The sequence below is a fragment of the Jatrophihabitans sp. genome (assembly GCF_036000465.1).
GTDB lineage: Bacteria > Actinomycetota > Actinomycetes > Mycobacteriales > Jatrophihabitantaceae > Jatrophihabitans.
Map to the genome: position 1 here is coordinate 113,653 of NZ_DASYFV010000031.1, position 24,548 is coordinate 138,200.

General features: G+C 72.2%; 22 protein-coding genes and 1 pseudogene. 14 read left to right on the plus strand and 9 right to left on the minus strand.

Annotated elements, in window-relative coordinates:
• Window position 1: 1 nt before the first annotated feature.
• A complete protein-coding gene (locus VGN18_RS10495; protein WP_327539632.1) occupies window positions 2-1,603 on the minus strand; it encodes an AMP-binding protein in 1,602 nt (533 codons plus the stop codon).
• A gap of 70 nt (window positions 1,604-1,673) precedes the next feature.
• On the opposite strand from VGN18_RS10495, the gene VGN18_RS10500 reads away from it, so the two are divergent.
• Entirely contained in the window at window positions 1,674-2,513 is an 840-nt protein-coding gene (locus tag VGN18_RS10500) for a PaaX family transcriptional regulator C-terminal domain-containing protein (RefSeq protein ID WP_327539633.1), read from the plus strand.
• On the opposite strand, the gene VGN18_RS10505 is transcribed toward VGN18_RS10500, so the two are convergent.
• From VGN18_RS10505 to VGN18_RS10515, 3 genes are read right to left on the minus strand one after another with little or no spacing between them, the layout of a single operon-like run.
• The gene (locus VGN18_RS10505) at window positions 2,498-2,890 is read right to left on the minus strand and encodes a RidA family protein (protein WP_327539634.1); all 393 of its coding nucleotides are present in this window, start codon (window positions 2,888-2,890) and stop codon (window positions 2,498-2,500) included. The two genes, VGN18_RS10500 and VGN18_RS10505, sit on opposite strands and share 16 nt — an antisense overlap.
• A complete protein-coding gene (locus VGN18_RS10510) occupies window positions 2,887-3,636 on the minus strand; it encodes an SDR family NAD(P)-dependent oxidoreductase (protein ID WP_327539635.1) in 750 nt (249 codons plus the stop codon). The genes VGN18_RS10505 and VGN18_RS10510 overlap by 4 nt, the downstream gene beginning before the upstream one ends.
• A gap of 58 nt (window positions 3,637-3,694) precedes the next feature.
• Entirely contained in the window at window positions 3,695-4,243 is a 549-nt protein-coding gene (locus VGN18_RS10515) for a GNAT family protein (protein ID WP_327539636.1), read from the minus strand.
• 92 nt (window positions 4,244-4,335) lie between these two features.
• Between VGN18_RS10515 and VGN18_RS10520 the strand changes: the two genes are divergently transcribed.
• From VGN18_RS10520 to VGN18_RS10550, 7 genes are all read left to right on the plus strand, one after another.
• Window positions 4,336-4,779: a hypothetical protein gene (locus tag VGN18_RS10520; protein WP_327539637.1), complete on the plus strand. Its 444-nt coding sequence runs from the start codon at window positions 4,336-4,338 to the stop codon at window positions 4,777-4,779.
• Window positions 4,776-5,360: a hypothetical protein gene (locus VGN18_RS10525; RefSeq protein ID WP_327539638.1), complete on the plus strand. Its 585-nt coding sequence runs from the start codon at window positions 4,776-4,778 to the stop codon at window positions 5,358-5,360. The genes VGN18_RS10520 and VGN18_RS10525 overlap by 4 nt, the downstream gene beginning before the upstream one ends.
• 27 nt (window positions 5,361-5,387) lie before the next feature.
• The gene (locus VGN18_RS10530; protein ID WP_327539639.1) at window positions 5,388-7,028 is read left to right on the plus strand and encodes an ABC-F family ATP-binding cassette domain-containing protein; all 1,641 of its coding nucleotides are present in this window, start codon (window positions 5,388-5,390) and stop codon (window positions 7,026-7,028) included.
• A 109-nt stretch (window positions 7,029-7,137) separates the two neighbouring features.
• Entirely contained in the window at window positions 7,138-8,991 is a 1,854-nt protein-coding gene (locus tag VGN18_RS10535) for a PIG-L deacetylase family protein (RefSeq protein WP_327539640.1), read from the plus strand.
• Window positions 8,992-9,119: 128 nt separating this feature from the next.
• Window positions 9,120-10,982, plus strand: a complete 1,863-nt coding sequence (locus tag VGN18_RS10540) for a PIG-L deacetylase family protein (RefSeq protein WP_327539641.1) — start codon at window positions 9,120-9,122, stop codon at window positions 10,980-10,982.
• Between the two features lie 168 nt (window positions 10,983-11,150).
• Window positions 11,151-13,424 carry a glycoside hydrolase family 3 N-terminal domain-containing protein gene (locus VGN18_RS10545; protein ID WP_327539642.1) on the plus strand — a complete coding sequence of 758 codons (2,274 nt, stop codon included), beginning with the start codon at window positions 11,151-11,153 and terminating at the stop codon, window positions 13,422-13,424.
• Window positions 13,425-13,505: 81 nt separating this feature from the next.
• A complete protein-coding gene (locus VGN18_RS10550; RefSeq protein ID WP_327539643.1) occupies window positions 13,506-14,129 on the plus strand; it encodes a phosphatase PAP2 family protein in 624 nt (207 codons plus the stop codon).
• Between the two features lie 8 nt (window positions 14,130-14,137).
• On the opposite strand, the gene VGN18_RS10555 is transcribed toward VGN18_RS10550, so the two are convergent.
• Complete coding sequence (locus VGN18_RS10555) at window positions 14,138-14,533, minus strand: SRPBCC domain-containing protein (protein WP_327539644.1); 396 nt, start codon at window positions 14,531-14,533, stop codon at window positions 14,138-14,140.
• Window positions 14,534-14,718: 185 nt separating this feature from the next.
• Here VGN18_RS10555 and VGN18_RS10560 point away from each other — a divergent pair, with 185 nt between their 5' ends.
• Window positions 14,719-15,261 (plus strand): hypothetical protein, encoded by a 543-nt coding sequence (locus tag VGN18_RS10560; RefSeq protein WP_327539645.1) that lies wholly within the window; start codon window positions 14,719-14,721, stop codon window positions 15,259-15,261.
• 17 nt (window positions 15,262-15,278) lie between these two features.
• On the opposite strand, the gene VGN18_RS10565 is transcribed toward VGN18_RS10560, so the two are convergent.
• Window positions 15,279-16,247: a patatin-like phospholipase family protein gene (locus VGN18_RS10565; RefSeq protein WP_327539646.1), complete on the minus strand. Its 969-nt coding sequence runs from the start codon at window positions 16,245-16,247 to the stop codon at window positions 15,279-15,281.
• 113 nt (window positions 16,248-16,360) lie between these two features.
• Entirely contained in the window at window positions 16,361-16,750 is a 390-nt protein-coding gene (locus VGN18_RS10570) for a VOC family protein (RefSeq protein ID WP_327539647.1), read from the minus strand.
• Window positions 16,751-16,898: 148 nt separating this feature from the next.
• On the opposite strand from VGN18_RS10570, the gene VGN18_RS10575 reads away from it, so the two are divergent.
• A complete protein-coding gene (locus tag VGN18_RS10575) occupies window positions 16,899-17,363 on the plus strand; it encodes a phage tail protein (protein ID WP_327539648.1) in 465 nt (154 codons plus the stop codon).
• A gap of 117 nt (window positions 17,364-17,480) precedes the next feature.
• Here the strand turns inward: VGN18_RS10575 and VGN18_RS21090 are convergent.
• Window positions 17,481-17,984 (minus strand): annotated as a pseudogene (locus VGN18_RS21090) (EamA family transporter); the annotation flags it as partial.
• A gap of 311 nt (window positions 17,985-18,295) precedes the next feature.
• Between VGN18_RS21090 and VGN18_RS10585 the strand changes: the two are divergent.
• Together VGN18_RS10585 and VGN18_RS10590 are read left to right on the plus strand one after the other, a co-directional pair.
• Complete coding sequence (locus tag VGN18_RS10585; RefSeq protein WP_327539650.1) at window positions 18,296-19,162, plus strand: LysR family transcriptional regulator; 867 nt, start codon at window positions 18,296-18,298, stop codon at window positions 19,160-19,162.
• A 124-nt stretch (window positions 19,163-19,286) separates the two neighbouring features.
• Window positions 19,287-20,162, plus strand: coding sequence for a hypothetical protein (locus VGN18_RS10590; RefSeq protein WP_327539651.1), 876 nt, complete (start codon window positions 19,287-19,289; stop codon window positions 20,160-20,162).
• 61 nt (window positions 20,163-20,223) lie between these two features.
• On the opposite strand, the gene VGN18_RS10595 is transcribed toward VGN18_RS10590, so the two are convergent.
• Window positions 20,224-21,981 carry a hypothetical protein gene (locus tag VGN18_RS10595; protein WP_327539652.1) on the minus strand — a complete coding sequence of 586 codons (1,758 nt, stop codon included), beginning with the start codon at window positions 21,979-21,981 and terminating at the stop codon, window positions 20,224-20,226.
• Window positions 21,982-22,127: 146 nt separating this feature from the next.
• Here VGN18_RS10595 and VGN18_RS10600 point away from each other — a divergent pair, with 146 nt between their 5' ends.
• On the plus strand, window positions 22,128-23,324 hold the full coding sequence (locus VGN18_RS10600; RefSeq protein ID WP_327539653.1) for a hypothetical protein: 1,197 nt from the start codon (window positions 22,128-22,130) through the stop codon (window positions 23,322-23,324).
• A 44-nt stretch (window positions 23,325-23,368) separates the two neighbouring features.
• Window positions 23,369-24,538, plus strand: a complete 1,170-nt coding sequence (locus VGN18_RS10605) for a serine hydrolase domain-containing protein (RefSeq protein WP_327539654.1) — start codon at window positions 23,369-23,371, stop codon at window positions 24,536-24,538.
• Window positions 24,539-24,548: the final 10 nt, after the last annotated feature.

The following is a 24,548-nucleotide window of genomic DNA, read 5'->3' on the forward strand; positions in this document are numbered from 1 at the left end:
CTCAGCCCGCCGTCGCGGCGTCGCGCAGCTTGAACCGCTGCACCTTGCCGGTGCTGGTGCGGGGGAGGGCGTCGACGAACGCGATGGCCCGCGGGTACTTGTACGGCGCGATGCGCGCCTTGGTGAACGCCTGGAGATCGGCCACGAGCGCGTCGTCGGCGACCGTGCCCGCCGTGGGCACGACGAAGGCCTTCACCAGCTGCCCGCGGTCGGCGTCCTCGACCCCCACGACGCAGCACTCCAGCACTGCCGGGTGCGCCATGAGTGCCTCCTCGACCTCGGGCCCGGCGATGTTGTAACCGGACGACACGATCATGTCGTCGCTGCGCGCGCGGTAGAAGAAGTAGCCGTCGTCGTCGCGGACGAAGGTGTCGCCGGTGATGTTCCACCCGTCCTGGACGTACGCGGCCTGCCGCGGGTCGGCCAGGTATCGGCATCCGGTGGGCCCTTTCACGGCGAGGCGCCCGGCCACACCGGGCGGCGCCGGCGCGCCGTCGGCGTCCAGCACGGTGACCTCGTAGCCGGGCACGGCCCGGCCGGTGGCGCCGGGCCGGATGTCGTCGTCGGCGGCCGACACGAACACGTGCAGCATCTCCGTCGAGCCGATGCCGTCGATGATCTGGAGCCCGGTCGACTCGCGGAACGCGTGCCAGGTGGCCTCGGGCAGGTGCTCGCCGGCCGACACGGCACGCCGCACGCCGGCCAGCTTCGGCGCCGCGCCCGCCGCGAGGATCGCCCGGTAGGCGGTGGGCGCGGTGAAGCAGACCGTCACCTTGCGCTGCTCGATGATGTCGGCCAGCTCGGCCGGTGTCGCCCTCTCGATCAGCAGCGTGGCCGCGCCGGCGCGCAGGGGGAACACGAGCAGGCCGCCGAGGCCGAAGGTGAAGCCCAGCGGCGGGGTGCCGGTGAACACGTCGTCCGCGGTCGGCTTCACGACGTGGGCCGAGAAGGTGTCGGCCATGGCGAGCACGTCGCGGTGGTAGTGCATCGTCGCCTTCGGCCGTCCGGTCGTGCCCGAGGTGAGAGCGAGCAGGGCGACGTCGTCGGCCGCGGTGTCGACGGCGTCGAACCGGGCCGGCTTGCCGGCGGCGCGTTGCACCAGGTCGTCGGGGGTCCCGCCACCGACCGGCACGATGCGGAGGTCGGGCACCGCGGCCGCCACAAGGTCGTCGAGGAACCGGATGTCGCACAGGGCGACGGTCGGACGGGTGATGTCGGCGAGCGTGGCGATCTCGAGCGGGCGCAGCAGGGGCATCGTCGTCACCGCCACCGCGCCGGCCTTCAGCACGGCGAGCCAGCACGCCGCGAGCCACGGGTTGTTCGGGGCCCGCAGCACCACCCGGTTGCCGGGGACCACGCCGAGGTCGTCGACCAGCACCCGCGCGATGCGGTCGACCCGCTCGGACAGCTCGCCGTAGGTCCAGGTCTCGCCCGCCGGGGTGAGCAGGGCGGGCCGGTCCGGGCCGAGCCGGGCAATCGTCGCGTCGAGCAGCTCGACGGCGGCGTTCAGCCGGTCGGGGTACTGCAGCTCGGGAAGGGTGAAGACGAAGTCCGGTCGCGCATCCTCGGCCGGCAGGTTATCCCGACAGAACGTGTCCGTCATCCGGCCAGTATTCCGCGCAGGTGACGACAGTCAAGGGAGCGCTACACGCGGTGGACGCTATCTTGTCCCCGTGACGGTCGCCGCCGAGCCAGCCCAGAAGCCCCGGGCCCTCATCGTCACCGTCTACGGCCTGTACGCCCGCGAGGCCGGCGGGTGGCTCGGCGTGGCCACGATCATCCGGCTGCTGGCCGAGCTCGGGGTCGACGAGCCGGCGGTGCGCTCGTCCATCTCGCGGCTGAAGCGGCGCGGCCTGCTGCTCGCCGAACGCAGCGACGGCGTGGCCGGGTACGGGCTGTCCGACGCGGCCCGGGCCATCCTCGACGAGGGCGACCGGCGCATCTTCGAGCGGCGCCGGGCCACCGTCGACGAGGGCTGGCTGCTGGCCGTGTTCAGCGTGCCGGAGTTCGAGCGCGAGAAGCGCCATCAGCTGCGCTCGCGGCTGGCCTGGCTCGGCTTCGGCACGGTGTCGGCCGGCGTCTGGATCGCCCCGGCCCACCTGCTCGACGAGACCGCCGACGTGCTGCGCCGCACCGGGCTGACCGGCTACGTCGACCTGTTCCGGGCCGCGCACGCCGGCTTCGGCGACGTCGCGGCGCACGTTCCGCAGTGGTGGGATCTCGACCGCCTGCAGGCCCTCTACGCCGAGTTCCTCGCCCGCTATTCGCGGACCCTCACCTCGTACCGGCGGCGGCGCACAACCGATCCGCGCACGGCGTTCGCCGACTACGTCGCGGCGCTGACCGACTGGCGGCGGCTGCCCTTCCTCGACCCCGGTCTGGCGCCCGAGCTGCTGCCGCGCCAGTGGAACGGGGTGCGAGCGGCGGACACGTTCGTCGAGCTGCAGCAGCGGCTCGCCGGCCCGGCGCACGAGTTCGTCGAAACGCTGCGGGCGCCTCAGATCACCGCGTAGCCCTGCACCTCGACGAGCGCCTCGACGTCCCACAGCCGGGCGACGCCGATGCCGGCCATCGCCGGGTAGTCGCGCCCGACGAGCTGACGCCACACCGCCCCGATCTCGCGGGCGTGCTGCTTGTAGTCGTCCATGTCGACGATGTAGACCGTGAGGCTCGCGAGGTCGCCCGGCTGCCCGCCGGCCGCCCGCAGGGCCGTCAGCAGGTTGCCCAGCGCGACCGCGAACTGCGCGACGACGCCGTCGCCCACGATGCGCCCGCCCGGGTCCATCGCCGTCTGGCCGGCGAGGAACACGACGCGGCCGGTGCCGGAGGTCGCGTGGGCGAACCCGGCCGGCTTCGCCAGCTCGGGCGGGTTGATCCGCTCGACGCTCACGACTGCACCGCCCCACCGTCGACGTTGACGCCCTGGCCGGTGAACGCGCCGTTGCCGACGCAGAACCAGACGGCGTCGGCCACCTCGTCGGCGGTGATGAGGCGTCCGATCGGCTGCTTGGCGGCGAGGAGGTCGCGGGCGGCGTCGGGGTCGCGCCCGGTCTTCGCTGCGATGTTGGCGATCGTCGCGTCGGTCATCGGAGTGTCGACGTAGCCGGGGCAGACGGCATTGACGGTGACCCCGTCGGATGCAAGTTCGGCCGCCGACGAGCGGACCAGCCCGAGCACGCCGTGCTTGGCCGCGGTGTACGCGGCGATGTAGGGCTCGCCGACCCTTGATGCGTCCGAGGCGATCACGACGATGCGGCCGTGCCGCGCCGCCCGCATCGCCGGGATCGCGCGGCGCAGGCAGCGGAACGGGGCGGTGAGGTTCAGGTCGAGCATGCGCTGCCAGTCGGCATCGGTGGTGCGCTCGAGCCGGGCCGAGTGTCCCGTCCCGGCGTTCGCGACGAGAACCGCGACCGCGCCCCACCGCTGCTCGACGGCGTCGAAGATCGAGTCGACGGCACCGGGCTCGGTGATGTCGGCCGGCAGCACGAGGGTCTCGCCCGGACACTCGGCGGCGACGGCGTCGAGCTCGTCGCGGCTGCGCGCGGTGAGGGCGACCTGCAGGCCGGCCCGGCTCAGCCGCACCGCGACCGCCCGCCCGATGCCCCGGCCGGCGCCGGTCACCAGCGCGATCGCCATCGGGCCTCCTCGTCAGGACGAGCGGTCATCGCCATTGATGACCGCCGTCACCGAGACGCTACAGCGCCGGAGCCGGGTCGGAGGCGAGGCGCCCGTGGCTGTGCTCGTCGTGCCACACGCCGTCACCGCAGCGGTAGGACTCGCGATGCGCCCCCTCGAACCGGTACCCGCATGCGGTCGCGACCGCGCACGAGCCGGCGTTCTCGACGGCGTGGAACAGGTGCGTGCGGCGCAGCCCCAACTCGCCGTAGGCGAACCACGTCGCCGTCTCCAGGCAGGCCGCGGCGACGCCCTGCCGGCGGTACCCGGGCAGCACGAAGAAGCCGACCTCGGCGTCGAGCTGGTCGTGGTCGATCTGGTGCAGCGACACTGCGCCGATGAGGATGTCCGGATTCGCCGGACGCACAGCGGCCCAGCTCGCGTGCGTGCCGCTGGACCAGTCGGCCCGATCGAGGCACCACTGCTCGGACGGCTTGCGCACCGGGTTCCACAGCTCGATGTCCGGGTCGGTGCGCGCGGCGGTGATCTGCGGGGCGTCGGCGGCGGTGAACGCGCGCAGCAGCAGGTCACCGGCGGACACCGACCGGGCGACGGTCACGGCAGGCATCGCGAGATCGTCCCACGAGGCTGTCCCCACGCCCGTTGACCGTGACGTCCCACGGCTCGACAATGCCGCCACACGGTGAGCGGAGGTGCGCCATGACGGAGCCGAACCCACATCCCGGTGGATGGAGAGCCGGTGTCCGCGCCCGCGCCGCCGGGCTCGCGCCGCCGCCTCGCACGCCCGTCGCCGAGTTCGACGCCAAGCAGAGCGCGGTCGACGACGCCACCCGGCCCCGGCGGAGCCGGACCCGGCCCGTCGCCCGCCTCGCGGAGTGGTTCGACGCGTCCGAGGCGCGCCGCTACGAGGACGCGTTGATCGCCCTGCTCGACCTGCGGCGGGCCGTGCTCGTCGCCGGGGCGGAGGGCGGCGACTTCACCGTGGCCGGGGCGCACGTGCCCGAGCTGACCGAGGAGGTGAAGCGCCTCGTGTCCAAGGACGAGCCGGCCTTCGACGCCTACCTGCGCCTCCTGCACCGCATCGGGACGGCCGAGCCGCCCGCGCCGGTGGATCGGGTCGTGGATCTCGGGAGCCCGTCGTGAGCGCGCCGGCCACCGGGCCGACCGCGTCGGACGCGGAGCTGCTCCGCGTGATGCTGGCCGACCTGGCCGACCGGCAGGTCACCGTGCTGGCCTCCCTGCGCACCTGGCGCAAGTTCACCCTGACGCTCGCCGTGGTGCTGCTCGTCGTGCTGCCGCTGTTCGCACTGCTGGCGCCGCACCTCGGCGGATCGCTGATCACGATCCGGCACGAGGTGGCCGCGGCCGGCTCGCCGACGGTGGTGGATCGCCTCAGCAGCGGCGACCTGGCCCAGATCGAGCTCTGGGGCGCCCTCGGCGGCACGGTCGGCATCATCGCCGCCCTCGGTCGCATACCGATCTCGATCAGCCCGTCGTCGCTGCAGGTGGCGCAGCTGATCCTCAAGCCGATTGCCGGCGCGGCGGTGGCGCTGCTCGGCGTCGTCCTCACCCAGGGTGGCATCTTCAACCAGATCCAGCCCGTGTCCACCGGCGCGATCGCCGCCTACGCTGGGCTGTTCGGCTTCGGGCAGGAGTTCCTCACCCGGCTGCTCGACAAGCGCGCCTCGTCCCTCGTCGCGACCGCGACGCCCAAGGCGGCGTGAGCAACCGCGTCGTTTAGCGTCTGCGGGGTGAGTGCCTCGCTGCTGGTCCGTGACGTCGCCGCCGGCTTCGGGGCCCGCTCCCTGTTCCGCGGCCTCGATCTCGTCGTCGACCCCGGCTCCGTCGTCGGGCTCGTCGGGGCGAACGGCGCGGGCAAGTCGACGCTGCTCAAGATCCTCGCCGGATCGATCGAGCCCGAGGAAGGGACGGTCGTGCGGGTGCCGGCGACGGCCACCGTCGGCTACCTGGCCCAGGAGACCGAACGCCGCCCGGGGGAGAGCGTCGCCGCCTTCCTCGGCCGGCGCACCGGCGTCACCGCGGCGAGTGCCGAGCTCGACGACGCCTCGGTCGCGCTCGGCGACGGCACCGAGGGGGCGGACGACCGCTACGCCGTCGCGCTGGAGCACTGGCTCGCCCTCGGCGGCGCCGACCTCGACGAGCGCATCGCCACCGAGCTGCCCCGCCTCGGCCTGCCGCTCGACCCGGAGACCGAGATGGCGGCGCTGTCGGGCGGGCAGGCGGCCCGGGCCGGTCTCGCCTCGCTGCTGCTGGCCCGCTTCGACGTCTTCGCCCTCGACGAGCCGACGAACGACCTCGACCTCGCCGGGCTCGACCTGCTGGAGGAGTTCGTCACCTCCCAGCGGGCCGGCGTCGTCCTGGTCAGTCACGACCGCGAGTTCCTCGCCCGCACCGTCGACGAGATCGTCGAGCTCGACATCGCCCAGCAGCAGGTGTCCTGGTACGACGGCGGCTACGACTCGTACCTGGAGGAGCGCGCGATCGCCCGCCGGCACGCGCGCGAGGCCTACGACCAGTACGCCGACCGGCGGGCCCAGCTCGACGACCGCGCCCGCATGCAGCGCAACTGGCTCGAGAACGGAGTGCGCAACGCGCGGCGGAAAGCAAGCGCGGATTCCGACAAGGTCACCCGGAAATCCCGCCAGGAGAGCACCGAGAAGCAGGCCGCCAAGGCGCGTCAGACCGAGCGCATGATCGAGCGCCTCACCGTGGTCGAGGAGCCGCGCAAGGAGTGGCAGCTGCAGTTCGAGATCGCGGCGGCGCCCCGGGCCGGCAGCGTCGTGGCCGTGCTCGACCACGCGGTCGTGCGGCGCGGGCCGTTCACGCTCGGCCCGGTGGATCTTCAGGTGTCGTGGGGCGACCGGGTCGTGATCACCGGCCCGAACGGCGCCGGCAAGTCGACGCTGATCGCCGCCCTGCTCGGCCAGGCCGAGCTCGCCGAGGGACGCGCCTCGCTCGGCCCCGGTGTGGTCGTCGGTGGCATCGACCAGGCCCGCACGCTGCTGGACCCGGACGAGACGCTGCCCCGCGGCTTCGGCCGGCTGCTGCCCGACTGGCCCGACGCCGACGTGCGCACGCTGCTGGCCAAGTTCGGGCTGCGGGCCGACCACATCGGCCGCACCGTGTCCAGCCTGTCGCCCGGCGAGCGCACCCGGGCCGCGCTCGCGTTGCTGCAGGGCCGCGGCGTCAACCTGCTCGTCCTGGACGAGCCGACGAACCACCTCGACCTGCCGGCGATCGAGCAGCTCGAGCAGGCGCTCGCGACCTACCCCGGCACGCTGCTGCTCGTCAGCCACGACCGCCGCCTGCTCGACACCGTCGAGACGACTCGTCACGTCGCCGTCGCGGCCGGAGCCGTCCGCGAACTGTGAATTACCCCTGGTAGCAACCTCGTTCGCCGAGGAAGCGCCCTTACCCTGCGATCACCATGTCGATCCAGCAGTCGATGTTCGACCTGCCGCTCGGAGGGAGACCAGCCTGATGCGCGCCGTACTGTCCGGGATGCTGGCCGCCTGCGTTGCGACCGTGCTCCTGCTGGGCGCGCTGTCGAGCGGCTCCCGCCGCGCGGCCGGCACGACGATGGTGCCGACGCCGCGCGATCACGTCGTCTTCTTCGTGCCGCACGCCGACGACGACGTGCTCAGCATGGGCGTGCTCATGCACGGCCTGATCCGGTCCGGCAAGACCGTCGACGTCGTGTACTACACCGACGGGGCCGCCAGCCGGGTCTGCAAGGTCGACCGGCACGGCATCTGCCGGGGCGACCGGCAGTGCTACGGCTGGCCCCTCGCCCGGTTCGTCGCGGCCCGCGATGCCGAGCTCAACGCCTCGGTGCAGGCGCTCGGGGTCACCCGGGAGCACGTCCACATCTACGCGCCCGACGGCCGGAGGCGTCGCGACGGCACGATGTCCGTGCCCTACGCGACGGCGATGCTGCAGCACTACCATTCCCTGCCGGAATTCCGCGACGCCACCTTCGTGACGATGAGCTGGCTCGACGACAACCCCGACCACGCGGCGGCCGGCCTGGCCCTGCGCGCGCTCGTCGACGCGGGCCGGTTCCCTTCGACGCAGGCCCTGTTCACGCTCGCCCGGTGGTACTGGGCCTACGCGTACCCGCATCGTTCGGCCCACCTGTCGACGGCGGCCGCGCAACTTCGGGTGCGCCGGGGGTACCCGCTCGCCACCGAACTCCTTCGCTGCCCCGACCAGCAGTGCCTGGCCGCGATCCACCACGCAGTGGATGCCTACAAGGCGCCGTACGGCATCGGGTACAGCTCGGTGCGCACCTATCTCGATGTGACCGACGGGGATCCGGAGATCCTGCTGCACGGCGTGCAGACCGGCCGGTATCCGATCCGGGCGGCGGCGCTGTCCGGGCACCGGGGCGCGGGCTACGCGGTGACCACCTCGTTGACGGGCGCGTTCCGCCTGCCGGCGTTCGGGCAGTTCGGAACCGACCCCGACCGCCCCGCCGATGCCCCCTACCTGGCCCAGTCGATTCTGGCCGGTGCCGTGGGCAACCCGTTCCCCGCCGGTGCCGAGGTCACGGTCCGGGTGCTCAGCAGCACCGGCGCGGTGCTGTCGTCGGTTCGCACCCCTCTGCGCGACGGCTCCTACTCCGTCCGTCTCGCCGTCCCGGCCGGAGCTGACTGGGTGACCGCGACGTCGGAGCCGTCGATCGGGCTCAGGGGGACCAGCGCACGGCTGCCGGTCGCCGCCCAGCAGGTGACGGCGATGATCGGCCCCGGCCTGCGCGTGTCCGGCACCGACATCACCGCGGGATACGGCGATCCGCTGGCGGTACAGGTGCGCAGCAGCCTGCTCGGGCGTCGGATCACCCGGTTCGCGACGACTCTGGACGGTGCCGGGCTCCGTCCGGACATGCTGCGCGCCGACCGCCTCGGCATCGCCGAACTGACGACCGCGATCACCCGCTCCGGCACCTGGCGGATCGTGTCGAGCGCGCCCGCCGGAGCGCTGGCCGCCGTCGGCACCAGCATCGTCGTCCGGGTGACCCCGGCCGGCCTGGTGGTGCGCCCGAGCGCCCCGACGGTGCGGCTTCACCACGGCACGGCCATGCTGTCCGGGCAGCTCGGCGGGCGCAGCTATCCGATCGCACCCGCCTACCTGCGCCCGACCCGGGTGACCGCGTGGTTGCACACGCCGGGTCGTCGTGCCGTGCCGCTGGGCTCGACCGACAGCGCGCAAGGCGGCCGGTTCACGATGACCGTGACGGCGCCCTCCACCGGGGTGATCACGTACTCGATCGCGCCGGTCCGCAACGTGTACGCGCCGGTGGCCTCGACCGCGTCGGTGAGCCTCACCGCCTGATCCGTTGCGGGTCCGGACCCGCGAGCATGTCCGTTCTCAGCCGATATTGTGGTCTGATCATCTTTACTCTGCCTTAACGCGGTCGATGGTGATCGTGAAATCGATCGAGCGAATGAAGGAACGACCTGATGCGTGCACGAACGGGTGGCGGCCTGGCTGCTGTGCTGGCGGCCGTCCTCCTGCTGGGTGGGCTCTCCCTCGGGTCCGGACGCGCCGCCGGCGCGACGGGCGCCCCGAGCGTGCCGGCGCCCCGCGATCATGTCGTCTTCTTCGTGCCCCACGCCGACGACGACGTGCTCAGCATGGGCGTGCTCATGCAGAGCCTGGTTCGTGCGGGCAAGACCGTCGACGTCGTCTACTACACCGACGGCGCCGGCACCAAGGTCTGTTCGGTCGATTTCAACGGGATCTGCCGCGGCTCCGCTCCGTACTACGGATGGCCGGTCGCCCGGTTCATCGCCGCCCGGGATGCCGAGCTCACCGGCTCGGTCGAGGCGCTCGGGATCACCGCGGACCACATCCACCTCTACGGGCCGTACGGCCAGCGACGTCGCGACGGAACGGTCGACGCGCCGTACGCCACGGCCATGCTCCAGTACTACTACGCGCTGCCGGAGTTCCACGACGCCACCTTCGTCACGATGAGCTGGCTCGACGACAACCCGGACCACTCCTCGGCCGGCGTCGCCCTGCGAGCGCTCGTCGCCGAGGGCAAGTTCCCGGCAGCCCAGGCCCTGTTCACCCTGGCCCGGTGGTACTGGGCCTACGACTACCCGCAGCGCGCCCTCGCCCTGTCCGCGGACGCCGCCCTGCTGCGAGTCGTGCGCGGGTACCCGATCGCCACCGAACTCCTCCGCTGCCCCGACCAGCAGTGCCTCGACGAGATCCACAGCGCGGTGGACTCCTACAAGTCGCCGTACGGCATCGGGTACAGCTCGGTGAAGACCTACCTCGACGTGACGGACGGGGATCCCGAGCTCCTGCTGCACGGGGTGCAGGCCGGCCGGTACCCCACCCGGGCCACCCTGCCGACGGGTCGGCGCGGATGGGGCGCAACGGCGAGCACCACGATGACGGGTCGCGTCAGCTTGCCGGCCTTCGGGCGGTACGGCACGAATCCGGACGACCCGGCGAATGCCGCCGACCTGGCCCAGTCCCTCCAGGCCGGCGCCGTGCCCAATCCCTTCCCGCGGAACGCCGCGATCACGCTCCGCGCACTCAGCGGCTCCGGCAGCGTGCTGTCGTCGGTTCGTGCCCTCCTCCGGAGTGGCTCCTACACCGCTCAGCTCTCCGTGCCCGCCGGATCGGTGTGGGTGACGGCAACCTCCGACCCGACGGTCGGGCTCAGCGCCGCCGCCGCGAGAGTGCCGGTCGCCGCCCAGCAGGTCACTCCCGTGCGTGCGCCCGGCCTGCGCGTATCGGGCACCGCCGTCACCGGTGGCTACGGCCAGTCGGTGTCCGTCCAGGTGCGTAACACGATTCTCGGACACCCGATGCCCACGTCGGTGACCACGCTGGAGCAGCCGTCGGTGCGGCCGATCGCGTCCCGGGCGAACGCTCTGGGCATCGCGGTGCTCAGAGCGACGATCACCCGCTCCGGCATCTGGAGGGTCATGTCGAGCACCCCGGCCGGCGGCTTGTCGGCACTCGGCACCAGCGTCGTGATCCGGGTGATCCCCGCCGCCCTGGTGGTGCGTCCCAGCGCCGCGACGGTGCGGCTGCGCTACGGCGCGGCCACGCTGTCCGGGCAACTCGCCGGACGCGGCTACCCGATCGTCGCCGCCTATCTGCGTCCGACGCGGGTGACCGCGTGGCTGCACGCGCCGGGGCGTCGCGCCGTGTGGCTGGGCTCGACCGACAGCGTGCAGGGAGGCCGCTTCGCGATGACCGTGACGGCGCCCACCGCTGGGGTCGTCACCTACTCGATCGCGCCGATCCGGGACGTCTACGCAGCGGTGCCTGCGACCGCGTCGGTGAACCTCACCTACTGATCCGTCCTTCCCGCGCCTTCGGGCGCCGGGCTCCTTGACACCCGTTACCTCTGGGGGCAATGCTCGGAAATACCCCATAACCGCCTGTATCGACCCCCCGTCCGGCCCTCTCCCGCCCCCGCGAGGAGCGCCGGAGCCGGTGCAGGCACCTGGCCGGAAGGCGCAGCCATGACCCAGGCCCAACGTCGCTCTGCGATCCTCGCCCCGCTCGCCGCCGTCCTGCTGGTGGTCGGCGTGGTGGCGGGATCGACCTCGCTGTCGAAGGCTCTCGGCCGGCACGACGCGCGCAGCCGGATCGACCAGAAGGTCGAGGCGCTGCTGTCGAGGATGACGCTCGCCGAGAAGTTCGGTCAGCTCACGATGGCCGGTCCGGACGGCGCGAACGGCGCCCCCGGTCCGCTGCTCACAGCGGGCGCGAAGAACGGCACGATCGGCTCGGTGCTGAACCTCGTCGGGGTGGACAACATCAACGAGGCGCAGAAGGCGGCGCTGTCGTCGCGCCTGCACATCCCGCTGATCTTCTCGCTCGACGTCATCCACGGGTACCGCACGATCTTCCCGCTGGGCATCGGCGAGGCGAGCACCTGGGATCCGGCGACGGTCAGTGGCGACGAGTCGGTCTCGGCCCGCGAGGCCACGGCCGACGGCATCAAGTGGACGTTCAACCCGATGGTCGACATCGCGCGGGACCCCCGCTGGGGACGCGTCGTCGAGGGCGCCGGGGAGGACCCGTACCTCGGCTCGGCCATCGCCGCGGCCAAGGTGCGCGGCTACCAGGGCAGCGACTACAGCCGGCCCGAGAAGATGGCCTCGACGGTGAAGCACTTCGCCGCCTACGGCGCCCCGGTCGCGGGACGCGAGTACAACACGACCGACATGTCGACCCAGCAGCTGTTCAACGACTACCTGCCGCCGTACCAGGCCGCGATCGGGGCCGGCGCCGCGACGGTGATGAGCTCGTTCAACTCGCTCAACGGCGTGCCGGTGAGCGGTAGCACCTACGCGCTGCAGCACATCCTGCGCTCGACGTTCGACTTCACCGGCTCCGTCGTGAGCGACTACCAGGCCGTGCAGGAACTGGTCGAGTTCGGCTATGCCGCGAACGAGCAGGACGCCGCGCGGCTGGCCCTGACCGCCGGCGTCGACATCGAGATGGCGGTGCAGGTGCCGAGCATCAACTCCACCTACGACAACTACGGCCCGGCGCTCGTGAAGTCCGGCAAGATCAGCGTGGCCACGGTCGATCGGCTGGTACGGCACGTGCTGCGGCTGAAGTACCTGGCCGGCATGTTCGACCACCCGTACACCGACCCGTCCCGCGTCGCGACGGCCGAGCTGACGCCGCAGAACCTGGCCCAGGCCCGCCGCACGGCCGACGAGTCGATGGTGTTGCTGCGCAACGAGAACGCGCTCCCGCTGTCGACCACGACCGGCAAGATCGCGGTCGTCGGCCCGCTGGCCGACAACGCGCCCGACCAGCTCGGCTCCAACGTGCCCATCGGGCAGAACGCGATCGCCGAGGCGAACACGGTCACCGTGTTGAAGGGCATCAAGAACGCGGTGCCCAACGCGTCGGTCACCTACGCCCAGGGCTGCGACGCGGTGTGCGACTCCGACGCCGGCTTCGGCGACGCCGTCGCCGCGGCGAACGCGGCCGACACGACCGTCGTGGTGCTGGGGGAGCCGGCGTCCTACTCCGGCGAGGCGTCCTCGCGCAGCAACATCGACCTGCCGGGCAAGCAGCTCGCGCTCGTGCAGGCGATCGCGGCCACGCACAAGCCCTACGTCGTGGTCCTGCTGAACGGCCGTCCGCTCACGATCCCGTGGCTGGCCGACAACGCGCCCGGCCTGGTCGAGGCGTGGCAGCCCGGGACCGAGGGCGGCAACGCCGTGGCCGACGTGCTGTTCGGGTCGTTCAACCCGGGCGGCAAGCTGCCGATGACGTTCCCGCGCAACGTCGGGCAGATCCCGATCTCCTACAACGAGCTGCCGACGGGGCGTCCCTACGATGCCAACAACAAGTACACGTCGCGCTACCTCGACGTGCCGAACAGCCCGCAGTACTCGTTCGGATACGGCCTGAGCTACACGACGTTCTCGTTGACGAACCTGCGGCTCTCGTCGTCCTCGATCGGGCGCGACGGGACGGCCACCGTGTCGGTCGACGTCACCAACACCGGTTCGAAGGCCGGTTCGGACGTCGCCCAGATCTACATCCACGACAGGGTCGCGAGCATCCTGCAGCCGGTGCGCAAGCTGGTCGGCTTCCGCCGCGTGACGCTGGATCCGGGCCGGACGACGACGCTCCGGTTCAGCGTCGGCCGGAGTGCGCTGGGCTACTACGACAACAATGCGCACTTCGCGGTGGAACCGGGCGACTTCGACGTCTGGGCCGGCGACAGTTCGGTCGGGGGCCAGCACGCGACGCTGACGGTGCGGTGACGGCCGGCTGAGGCCGAGCGGGCCACGCGGGGCGGGGCGGGCGGTACTGGGAAGTCCTGTCCCCGCACCAACGGAGCGTTCATGCTGTCACAGGCCGATGTGTACGTCGGAGACGCCGGGGACTTCCTCCTCGTCAACCGCTTCGCTCAGCGCACCGGGTGGCTGCACGGCATCATGTCAGCCGTCGCGGACCAGGGCCTGATCGCCTTCGTCGTGCTCATCGCGGTCGGCTGGTGGCTGGCCCGCCGGGCGAACGACCTGCCCCGCATGGCCGCCGTGGCCTGGACCGGCCTCGGCACGCTGGTGGCCGTCGGCATCAACCAGCCGATCGTGAGCGCGGTGCACGAGGCCCGTCCCTACACGACGATCCCGCACATCCTCGTGCTGGTGAGCCGCTCGAGCGACTACGGCTTCCCCTCCGACCACGCGACGATGGCCGGCGCGGTGGCGACCGGACTGCTGTTCGTCAACAAGCGGCTCGGCATCGTCGCCTGGGTCGCCGCGCTCGTCCTCGCCTTCGCCCGGGTGTACGTCGCCGCGCACTACCCGCACGACGTCGCGGCCGGGCTGGCCCTCGGGGCCGTCGTCGTGCTGATCGGCCGCCTCGTCGCCCAGCCGTTGCTCACCGCCGTGGCCCGCCGGGTGGCCGCCACCCGGTTGCGGCCGGTCGTGACGGCCGAGCCGGCGGCGCCGGCCGCCGTCTGACCGCCGGACTAAACGGCCGTGGCCGCCGTGGCCGCCAACCCGGCGAGGACGGGGAGCCACACATCCTCGGTGTCGATCGGGCAGGCGGCGGCATCGAGGTCGTCGATCTGCAGGGTCACGACGCTGCCGCCGGGCGCGGATCGCAGCAGCCACGTCACGTAGACCGGCGGATCGGCAGCACTGCTGCGCAGCAGGTACGACAGCCGGGTACCGGTGTGCCGGCACAGCACCTCGCCACCGACGAACACGGTGCGGTCGTCGGTCGCGCGGGCTTCGATGGGCGAGCCGGGCTGCCACTGCGAGTGCAGCTCGAGGCCGTAGAGGTAGCGCCCGGTGAGCGCGGCGTCGGTGAGCGCGTCCCACACGCGTTCGGGGTGTGCCGGCGCGAAGCAGCTGAAGGTCACGCCCGGACCTCCCCTCGATGTTGCGCGCAAGGTAGCTGCCCGACCGGGGCGGTGTCGACGGTTCGGCGCCGGGACGGCGCGCGCTGGCGGGGTCGGGACTAGTACCTAGGTCGTATGGCGGCTAGTTCCCCACCTCCGGCATACCTGTAAGGGCAAACCCGATCACCGAACCGAGGAGCCCTGCCATGAACCGCATCACGATCTCCGCCGCCATCGCCGCCGCTGCCTGTGGCATCGCGATCCCGACCGTCTCGGCGCTCGCGAGCAGCGGGTCGAGTGGCCGCCCGGCCGTGCGCACCCCCGTCGTCCGCCTCGTCGACGACCACGGCCGCGGCGGGAACGGTACCGACGACCTGCCGTCCTCGGCGGCCGCGAGCAGCACCCCGGCCGCGCCGTCCAGCCCGCCCGTCGAGTCCGGTGACGACCACGGCACGTCGTCCGCCGCCAGCACCAGCGCGCCGGTCGAGCCCGGCGACGACCACTCCTCACCGGACGACCCGTCGGCCCCGTCGAGCATCCACGTCGAGCCGGGCGACGACCACGGCACCGCGGTCGAGCCGGGCGACGACCACGGGGGGCGCACCAGCTCCGCGTCGACCGGCGCCTCCGAGCCGGGCGACGACCACGGCGGCAGTAGCTCCGGGCGCGACGGGAATCACGACGGCTCCGGCGGCGACAGCTCTGGCGGTGGCGACGGCGGCAGCAGCCACGGTGGCAGCGACGGTTGACGGCCCCAGCCGGTCGGTCAGCGGAGGCTGTGCTGCCGGTCGAGCTGCTCGGGCGTGGTGCTCAACGCCGTCGTGAAGACCTCGCGGCGGCGGGCCGGGTTCATCACGTTGAGCCCCATGACCTCGAGGTCGGTGGCCGTCGGCGTGAGCACCCGCACCCGCACCCCGGCGGCGACGAGCCGCGCCACCTCGATGTCCAGCCGGTGGGTCACCCGCCGGCGCAGCCCGAGCTCGGCCTGGCCCACCGCCGACCAGCGCCGGGTCGGTTCGTAGGTCGCCATCGGGGCGAGGACGAGCACGTCGTCCACCGGCGTCCCGACCAGCACGTCGGCGTTGGTCATCGAGACCGCTCCGCCGTCGACGTAGCGGTGGCCCCCGATGCGCACCGGCGGGAAGAACCCGGGCGCGGCGCACGATGCGATCACGGCATCGGGCAGCGGCACCTCGGCCGTCCCGTCCCGTCCGAAGATGACGCGCCGGCCTGAGTCGAAGTCCATCGCGGCGATCCACGTCTGCGGCCTCCGGGGCCAACCCGGCCCGTCGGCGTTCGCCTCGGCGATCAGTTCGGCCAGGACGCCGAGGTCGCCGCGACCGCGCGGCGCGAGTCCGGCCGCCATGGTCAGTAAGGTGTGCCGGTGGGGCCGCCAGATCGTGCGTGCGGCCAGGCGCAGGTTGCCGGGCAGGAGCACGGGCCGCGGCACCGTGGCGAGGGCCTCGTGCACGTCGAACGGGTTCACCGGCCCGGTGCCCTCGACGTGTGGTTCGTCCGAGGTGTCGAGGCGGTGGGCGAGATCGGCGACCGGCACCCCGCAGCCGAGCAGGCCCGCCACGACGGAGCCGGCCGAGGTGCCCAGGACAACGTCCACCGATCGCGGTTCGAAGCCCTCCTCGTCGGCCAGGGCCTGGAGCGCGCCGACCATCCAGGCGCCACCGAGCGCGCCACCCGCGCCCAGCACGAGGCCTCGACGCGGCGCTGCCTTGACCATCACGGCCTCCGATCGCGGGCTGCGACGCGGCCCGTCGATTCCAGGACATCACCCACCGGGCGGGAGGAGCAGAGCAGATCGGCGGCTGGCGGCTGAGCCGTTCGACCCAGGGTCTAGCGGTCGAGGTCCAGATAGAGGCAGAAGGGGTGACCGGCAGGGTCGAGGAGCACCCGCACGTCGTCCTGCGGCTGGTGGACGGCCACCTCTGCGCCGAGCGCGACGGCCTCGGCCACCGCGGCCTCGAGGTCGCGGACGCCGATGTCGAGATGCAGCATCATCTGCTGCCTGCCCTCTTCGGCCGGCCACGTCGGTCGCCGATAGATCCGCTCGGCCTGGAACGCCAGGTTGGCCGGCGCACCCGGGATCCGGATCGTGCACCAGTTCGGGTCGTCGTCGGTGAGCGGCCAGCCGAACAGGTCGCGGTAGAAGTACGCCAGCGCCTGCGCGTCAGGGGCGTCGAGCACGACGCCGACCCAGCCGGTCAGCCCGTTGATTCCTGCCATCGCTCCACCCTGTCATGCGGCCGGTGCCGAGCGAGCCCGGTCGTCTCCGCAGGTTGATCACCACGCAATACGACCTGGGGACGGGAGGTGTCCCTGGTGGGGCAGTGGGTAGCGTGCGGTGATCGGATCCGCAGCGGGGGAGAGCGCCATGACCTACGTCGTCGACTTCCAGAACGTGTCCACCGTCGGGCTGGAGTCGTCGCCTGTGGCCGAGGCGCTGGCCGGGCTGCGGGCGAACGAGGCCCGCTACTACAAGAACAAGTACGACCACGTCTTCACCGTGGAGCCGGCGAGCGAGGCGGCGGATGCCGTCGACCTGGTGCACCGGGTCCTGGCCGAGGAGCGCGACATCGTGATCGAGTCGCGCCCGCTCGAGGCGACGTCGTTCGAGGTCGACGGCCTACGCATGACCTACGTGTTCTACGAGTCCGGCCTGTCGATCAACGTCATGTACGGGCTCGAGGCCGGGTCCAAGCGAGCGGTCGGGTTCAAGCTGTCCGACGGCATGGACGTGCCCGAGGAACTCGCGTCGCGCTTCAAGTTCGCGCGGCAGAAGTCGAAGCTGGCCGGGATGATCCGCGGCTCCTACTTCGTCATCAAGGGCGAGTACTGAGCCGCTGTCGAGGTCCGGTGCGACCGCGTGCGAGCGGGCGGCAACGGCGTTGACGGCGGCGACGATCGCGATACCGACCAGCTCGTGACCCTCGAGCCGCTGGCCGAGCACGACCAGCCCGGCCAGCGCGGCGAGGGCGGGCTGCATGCTCATGATCACGCCGAACAGGCCGGGCGCGACGTGGCGCAGGATGACCAGGTCGACGGTGTAGGGCACGGCCGAACTGAGTACGCCGGCCACCGCGGCGAGCGCGACGGCCGGCGCCGTCAGCCGTCCTTCGGCGGCGAGCCAGACGAGTACCGGAACGGTGAGGACGGTCGCCACCAGCGATGCCACGGCGGGTCCCTGCAGGCCGGGCAGCCGCGTCCCGATGTGCCGGTTGAGCAGGATGTAGCTCGCCCAGCAGGCCGCCGCGGCGAGGGAGAGCGCGAGACCCAGCACGTCCGAGCTCGGCCCGGGCAGGACGAGCACGTAGACGCCGACGCCGGCACCGACGGCACCAGCGAGGTCGACCCGGGTGCGCGAGGCGGCGAGCGCAACCGCGAGCGGCCCGAGGAACTCCAGCGTCACCGCCAGTCCCAGGCCGATGCGGTCGACTGCCGCGTACAGGCTGAAGTTCATGACGACGAACACGCTGCCCAGCGCGAGCACCGGCCACCACTCGGCCCAGCGGAGTCGTCGCAGCGGCGGTCGCGCGACCGGGATCAGGACCAGCGCGGCGACGATCTGGCGGATCGCGACCACGCCGATCGGACCGATCGCGCCGAAGGCGTGAGCGCCGATCGCTGCGCCGAACTGATTGCTCGTCCCACTGGCGACGAGCGTGGCGGCGCCGGCGGCGGACCGGCGACGGGAGTTGTTCACCCGAGCAGGATGCGCGCCCAGCTCGATTTCGAGAAATGCAACAAGCGGGTCAGCTATACGATTGGCGTATGAGTGTGGAACTGCGCCAACTGCGAGCCCTGGTCGCCGTCGTCGACTCCGGGACGTTCACCGACGCCGCGATCGAACTCGGCGTCTCGCAGGCGTCGGTCTCGCGGGCGGTCGCGGCACTGGAGGATGCGCTCGGCGCGCGGGTGCTGCGCCGCACCACCCGCACCGTCGCGCCGACCGGCACCGGCTCGGCCGTCGTCCGGCACGCCCGGCGCGTGCTCGCCGAGGTCGATGCGCTCACCCGGGCGGTGACCGACAGCGGGTCGAGCCTGCGGGTCGGGTACCAGTGGTCGGCCCTCGGCCGGCGCACCGCCGACGTCCAGCGCCGATGGGCCGCCGCGCACCCGGGCGGCCGGTTGGACCTGGTGCCTTCCGACACGCCCACCGCCGGCCTGGTGGAGGGCCGGGCCGACGTCGCCGTCGTGCGCCGGACGATCGACGACGACCGCTTCGACAGCCGTCTCGTCGGCACCGAGGCGCGCATGGCGGTCATCTCGTCCGACGATCCGTGGGCCCGTCGTCGATTCGTCCGCCTCGCCGACTTCGACGGTCGGGTGGTGGCGGTGAACTCGCGGACGGGAACCACCGACGCCCGGCTCTGGCCGGGGGACCGGGCGCCGGTCGAACTGCGCGAGATCCACGGGGTCGAGCGGTGGCTCAACAGCATCGCGGCCGGGGAAGCGGTCGGCATCACGGCCGAGGCGACCGCCCACCAGCACCCGCGCGAGGGCGTCCTCTACAAGCCGGTGCTCGACGCCGAACCGATCGCGGTGCGGCTCGCCTGGTGGCACGACGATCCGCCCGCCGGGCTCGATGCCCTGCTGTCGCTGATCCTGGAGGCCTACAACGCCGGCCGCCGGACGTGAGGTGACCCGGGCCGGTTCCGGGCCGACCGAACTCATGTGTTTGGAGGTTGTCCTCCGCCGTCCCGATGATCAAACTCCCCGTGTCCAGCCCCCGCCCGGGGGCGACGTGAAGGGGAGGAACCGAATGCGTAAGGGACTGACCGCAGTACTCGCCATCGGGGCGCTGACCGGAGGTGTGGCCACCGGAGCCGCACCCGCCGCGGCGTCGGAGCGCCACGACACGACCTCGCTCGCGGTGCACGCCACGGGCGGCGCTGTCACGCTCAGCCGGCACAGCGTCCACGCCGGACGGATCCGGATCACGGTCGACACGACCAGCCCGAACGGCAGCAACGTCCTGGTGTTCCGGCCGGCCCGGGGCGTGAGCCTCGCGACGGTGTTGGCGGACTTCGCCGAGGAGTTCTCGCCGGATCCGGCGACCGACGCCAAGGGCACCCGCGACCTGACCCGCGACGCCCGCTTCTACGGCGGCGGCGACGTCGTGCCGGGCACGCCCGTCACGGTGACCGAGAACCTGACGAGGGCGACGTACTACGTCGCCGACCTCGCGGCGCCGCCCGGCCCGAACGGTCCGCAGCTCCAGACCCTGGTCGTGCGGGGCGAGAACGAGGAGTCGAGCGACTGGCCCGGTCGGGGCGCGGCGACGGTGAGGCTGACCTCGAACGACCGGTTCCTCGTCACCGGCCGGCTGCACGCGCGCGGGTCGGTCGTCGTCGCGAACGTCTCGGACACCCTGCACTTCATGGATCTCCAGCCGGTGAAGCCCGGAACCACCGACGCCCAGATCCAGGCGTACTTCGCCAGCGGCGCGCAGGGTCAGCCGCCGTTCGCGGTGAACGGCCCGACCGCGGGGATGGACGTCCAGTCGCCCGGGCGCCGGGCGGTGCTGTCGTACTCGCTGCCCAAGGGCACCTACGTGCTGCTGTGCTTCGTCGCCGATGACATGACCGGCATGCCGCACGCGCTGATGGGCATGCACAAGGTGGTCGTGCTGACCTGAGTCCACGACGCCGACTGGTCACAGCGCGGCGGTTGCCCCGGGCAACCGCCGCGCTGCTGCGTCAGGGAGTCAGGGTGGTGGTGTCGAGCACCGTGTTCGTGTCGGCGCGGATCGCCTCCACGGTCAGGTGATCCGGCGCGACCGTGACCTTCGCGAACTCGTAGTACACGGCCTCGCGACAGGCCGACCAGTCCGGCTGGGCGAGCGCGAACGGGTTGAAGCCGTTGCCGCCGCCGCCGCTGACGATGTAGGTGACGCCGCCGGTCGACACCGGGCGGCCGTCGACCAGCGGGTGCGATCGCTCGTAGTCGTGCGTGTTGCCCGACAGCACGAGCTGCACGTGCTGCGCCTGGAAGAGCGGCACCAGGTACTGCTGGACCGGCTGGGAACTCGAGTTGCTCGTGGCCGAACTGTAGGGCGGGCGCTGGATCGCGACGATGCGCCACCGGGCGCTCTGGTGGGCGGCGAGGTCGCTCTGGGCGAACGCGTACTGGGCCGTGCCCGGCGCGACCGGTTGCTCGCTGTCGAGTACGAGGATGTGTGCGTCGGCCCAGTCGTAGCCGTACCAGCTGTGGTTGGTCCCGGGCATTGGGAACGCGGACCAGAACTCCCCGTTCCCGTAGTACTCCTTGTTGCCGTTGGCCGGGAAGAAGGTCTGGCTGCGGATCGCCGAAGCGAACTGCTTGAAGAAGCGCTGGTCGAAGTCGGAGTAGGTGCGGCCGAAGCCCGGATCGGGCAGGCCGGCCGCGGGGTAGATGTTGTCGCCCAACGTCTGGATGAACTGGGTACCGGCCGCGGCGATGTTCGTGGCGTTCTGCTTCTCGCCGATCGAGTTGCCGCCGAAGTCGCCGATCGCGGCGAAGCTGAAGGTCTGCCCCGGCGTCGCGGCGGTGCGGACGACCCCGGTGGCGGTGACGCTCCCGCCGGCCACCGTGTAGGGATAGCTCGTCGCGGGCGACAGGCCGGTCACCGCGACGGCGTGGTGCTGGCGGGAGGAGTCCGTGATCGTCCGGCCGGCGATCGTCACCGATCCGGTCGTGGCGAGATTCGTCCACCAGGACACGAGGGCCGAGGTGCCGGTCGTGTTCGACACGTACGGCCCCCGGGCGATGAGCACCGTGTCCGTCGGCAGCGTCGTCGCGGCCTTCGCGCTCGATGCGGCCGACAGGTTGCCGGCGCTGTCGACGGCCCGCACGGCGTAGGCGTACGACGTGGCCGCGGCGAGCCCGTTGTCGGAGTAGCGCAGCCCGTTCGGCAGAGCGATCCGAGCGACCTCGACGCCGTTGCGGTAGACCCGGTAGCCGGACACGTCGCTCGAGCTCGACGCGCCCCACGTGATGTCGATCCGGGTCGAGGAGAAGGCGTGCAGCGTCATGCTGGCGCCGCTGGGGGCCGCCGGGGCCGTCGAGTCCGACACGGCGCGGGTCGTGACGGCGACGGTGCGCATCGGCGATTCGTTGTTCGCGGCATCGATCGCGGTGACGCCGAAGACGTAGGAGCCACTGGCGTAGAGATGGCTCGCCGAGTAGGAGGCGACGGCGTCGGTCGTGGCGATCAGGCTCATCGACGTGACCGTGGAACCGCGGTAGACCCGGTAACCCTCGATGCCGACGTCGTCGGTCGACCGGGCCCACGCCAGCGCCGCCGAACTCGAGGTGAGACCCGAGACGGTGATCGTTCCCGGCTCGGTCGGCGGCGACGTGTCGACGGCCGCCGCCGGGTTCGCGGACGCCACCAGGCCGGCGACGGCGAGCAGCGCGACGCCGCCGATCCGGGAGGAGAGGGGAAGCGCCCTGTGGACGCCGGCAGCGAGAACCATGGAGACTCCTAGAGCGGAGCGGCGGACGCGGCGTTTCGCGTGGGGGTAGGCCCCAGTGTTGGATTTCGTCATCCGCTCCGCGTCGGTCAAACGGATGAGGACAGCTCCGCCAAACGCATGATCGACTGGGGCCGGGAGGGGAGGACATGAAAACTCGGATGGTGGGGCGGCCGCTCCGGGCCCGGATCGGCGCTGTCGCGCTGGTGGCCGTGGCCGCGGCGGCGAGCGGATGCACCAGCAGCAGGACGGGACACGGGGTCGACGCCCGTGCGGGTTCACGGGCCGCGGTGGCGTCCGGATCGACGACTCCAGGGGCAACCGGATCCAAAGCTCCCACGACCCGGCACGCACCGGTCTTCGCGATCTACTACCTGTGGTGGGACCACCACCACTGGACGAGCCATCTCGGGTCGGCCTACCCGGTGACGGCGCCCGCCCCGCCGCTGCCGGCCACGCTCGACGCGTCGGGGTGCGGCACCGTGAACCGGTTCGCCGGCAACGTCGAGACCGACATCAGCCCCGGGCTCGCCTACGACCAGGACAACCCGGCCACGATCGTCCGCGACGTGCGCCTGGCCGCGGCCGCCGGACTCGCCGGGTTCATCGTGAACTGGGTCGGTTCCGGGGCGGCCGTCCAGAGCCCGACGTCGACCAGCCTGAACCGGCGGCTCGGGTACGTCTTCGCCGCGGTGCACCAGGTCAACGCGGCCGGCACCCCGTTCCGGATCATCCTCAACTACCAGTCGTCGGCCCGGCATCTGACGCCGGCCCAATTCACGAACGACTTCGCCTACTACCTGTCGCGCTACGGCGACGACCCGGCGCTCGATCACACGTTCTCGCCGCGGCCCGAGGTCGTCATGGCCGGCACCTGGAAGTACTCCGACGCCGACCTCGCCGCGGTGTCGCGCGCGATGCGCTCACGCATGTACCTGCTCGGCGACGAGAAGCCCTCGACGTGGGACGCCGCCCGCGAGCAGTACCTCGACGGCACCAGCTACTACTGGTCGAGTCAGAACCCGGTCAGGAACTCGACCTCCTTCGCCACGCTCCAGCGGTTCGCCGCCAAGGTGCGTGCCGTCCGCAATCCCGACGGCCACGCCAAGACCTGGCTCGCTCCGTTCACGCCCGGCTACAACGCGATGCTGCTCTACGGCACGAAGACCTGTGTCCCACGCGACGACGGCCGGACCCTGCGCACTCTGTTCGACGGCAACGCGTCGTCGCACCCCGACGGCTGGACCCTGATCTCGTGGAACGAGATCACCGAGGGGACCTACGTCGTCCCGCTCACGCGCTACGGGAGCACGTACGTCGACGACCTGACCGCGCTGCTGCGCTGACCGGTCGGTTGCGCGGGAAGGCGGTGAGGCGCACCGTGTCAATCGTGGAGCCGAGCGGGGTCGAGGAGGGGTTCGGCGCTGTCGCCGACGCCTTCCGGCGGACCCTCGCCGATCCGGGTGAGGACGCTGCGGCGGTCGCCGTCGTGCACCAGGGGCGCAAGGTTGTCGACCTCGTCGCCGGAACCGACGTCGTCCATCGCCGCCCGATGCCCGTGGACGGGCTCATGATGGTCGCCTCGTGCAGCAAGGGCATCACGGCCACGGTGCTGGCGCTGCTCGTAGAGCAGGGTGACCTCGACCCCGAGGAACGGGTGGCCGCCTACTGGCCGGAGTTCGCGGCCGCCGGCAAGGGCGACGTCACCGTCGCCATGGTGGCCTCCCACACCGCTGGCCTGCCGTACCCGCCCTTGGGCACCGGTCTGCGTGGGCTGGACCTGCACCGCGGGCCGGCGGTCACCCGGGCGCTCGCCGGGGCGACGCCGCTGTGGCCGCCGGGCACGGCCATGGCGTATCACCCGGTGACCTACGGGACGCTCCTGGACGAGATCGTGCGCCGCGCCACCGGACGCTCCGTCGCACGACACGTGCGCGAACGGATCGCCGAGCCGCTCGGGGTCGACATGTGGATGGGCCTCCCGGAGAACCTGGTGCCCCGGGTCGTGCCCGGGCACTGGGAGGACACCAGTCCGATGGAGCCGGACGACGACGCCACGCCCGAACCCGGGTCGTACGCGGCACAGCGACAGGCGTTCCTCCGCGAGAACCCACCTATGGACCCGGACTTCTCCGACGCCGACGAGGTCCGCGAGCACTACGCCGCGGAGCGACCGGCGATCGGGGCCATCACCGACGCGCGGGCGTTGGCCACGATGTACTCGGCCCTGCTCGAACCGGTGGACGGAACCCGGCTGATCGACGACGAGACGCTCGCGCTGGTCACCCGGCCTCGCACCGACGAGGTCGAGACCCTGGTCGAGAGCGGCACCGCCGGGCCGGACATCCGATTCGGGCTGGGCTACCAGCTGGCCTCGCCCGGCATGCCGGGCTTCGGGCCGACCACGTTCGGCCACACCGGAGCAGGGGGCCGGCTCGGCATCGCCGACCCCGAGCACCGCGTCGGCTTCGGGTACGTGTGCAGCCTGATGCGCGACATCGGCCCCGGTGGCGATCCACGGTGGCGGGCGCTCATCGACGCCGTGCGACGCTGCCTCTGAGCGGTCTCGG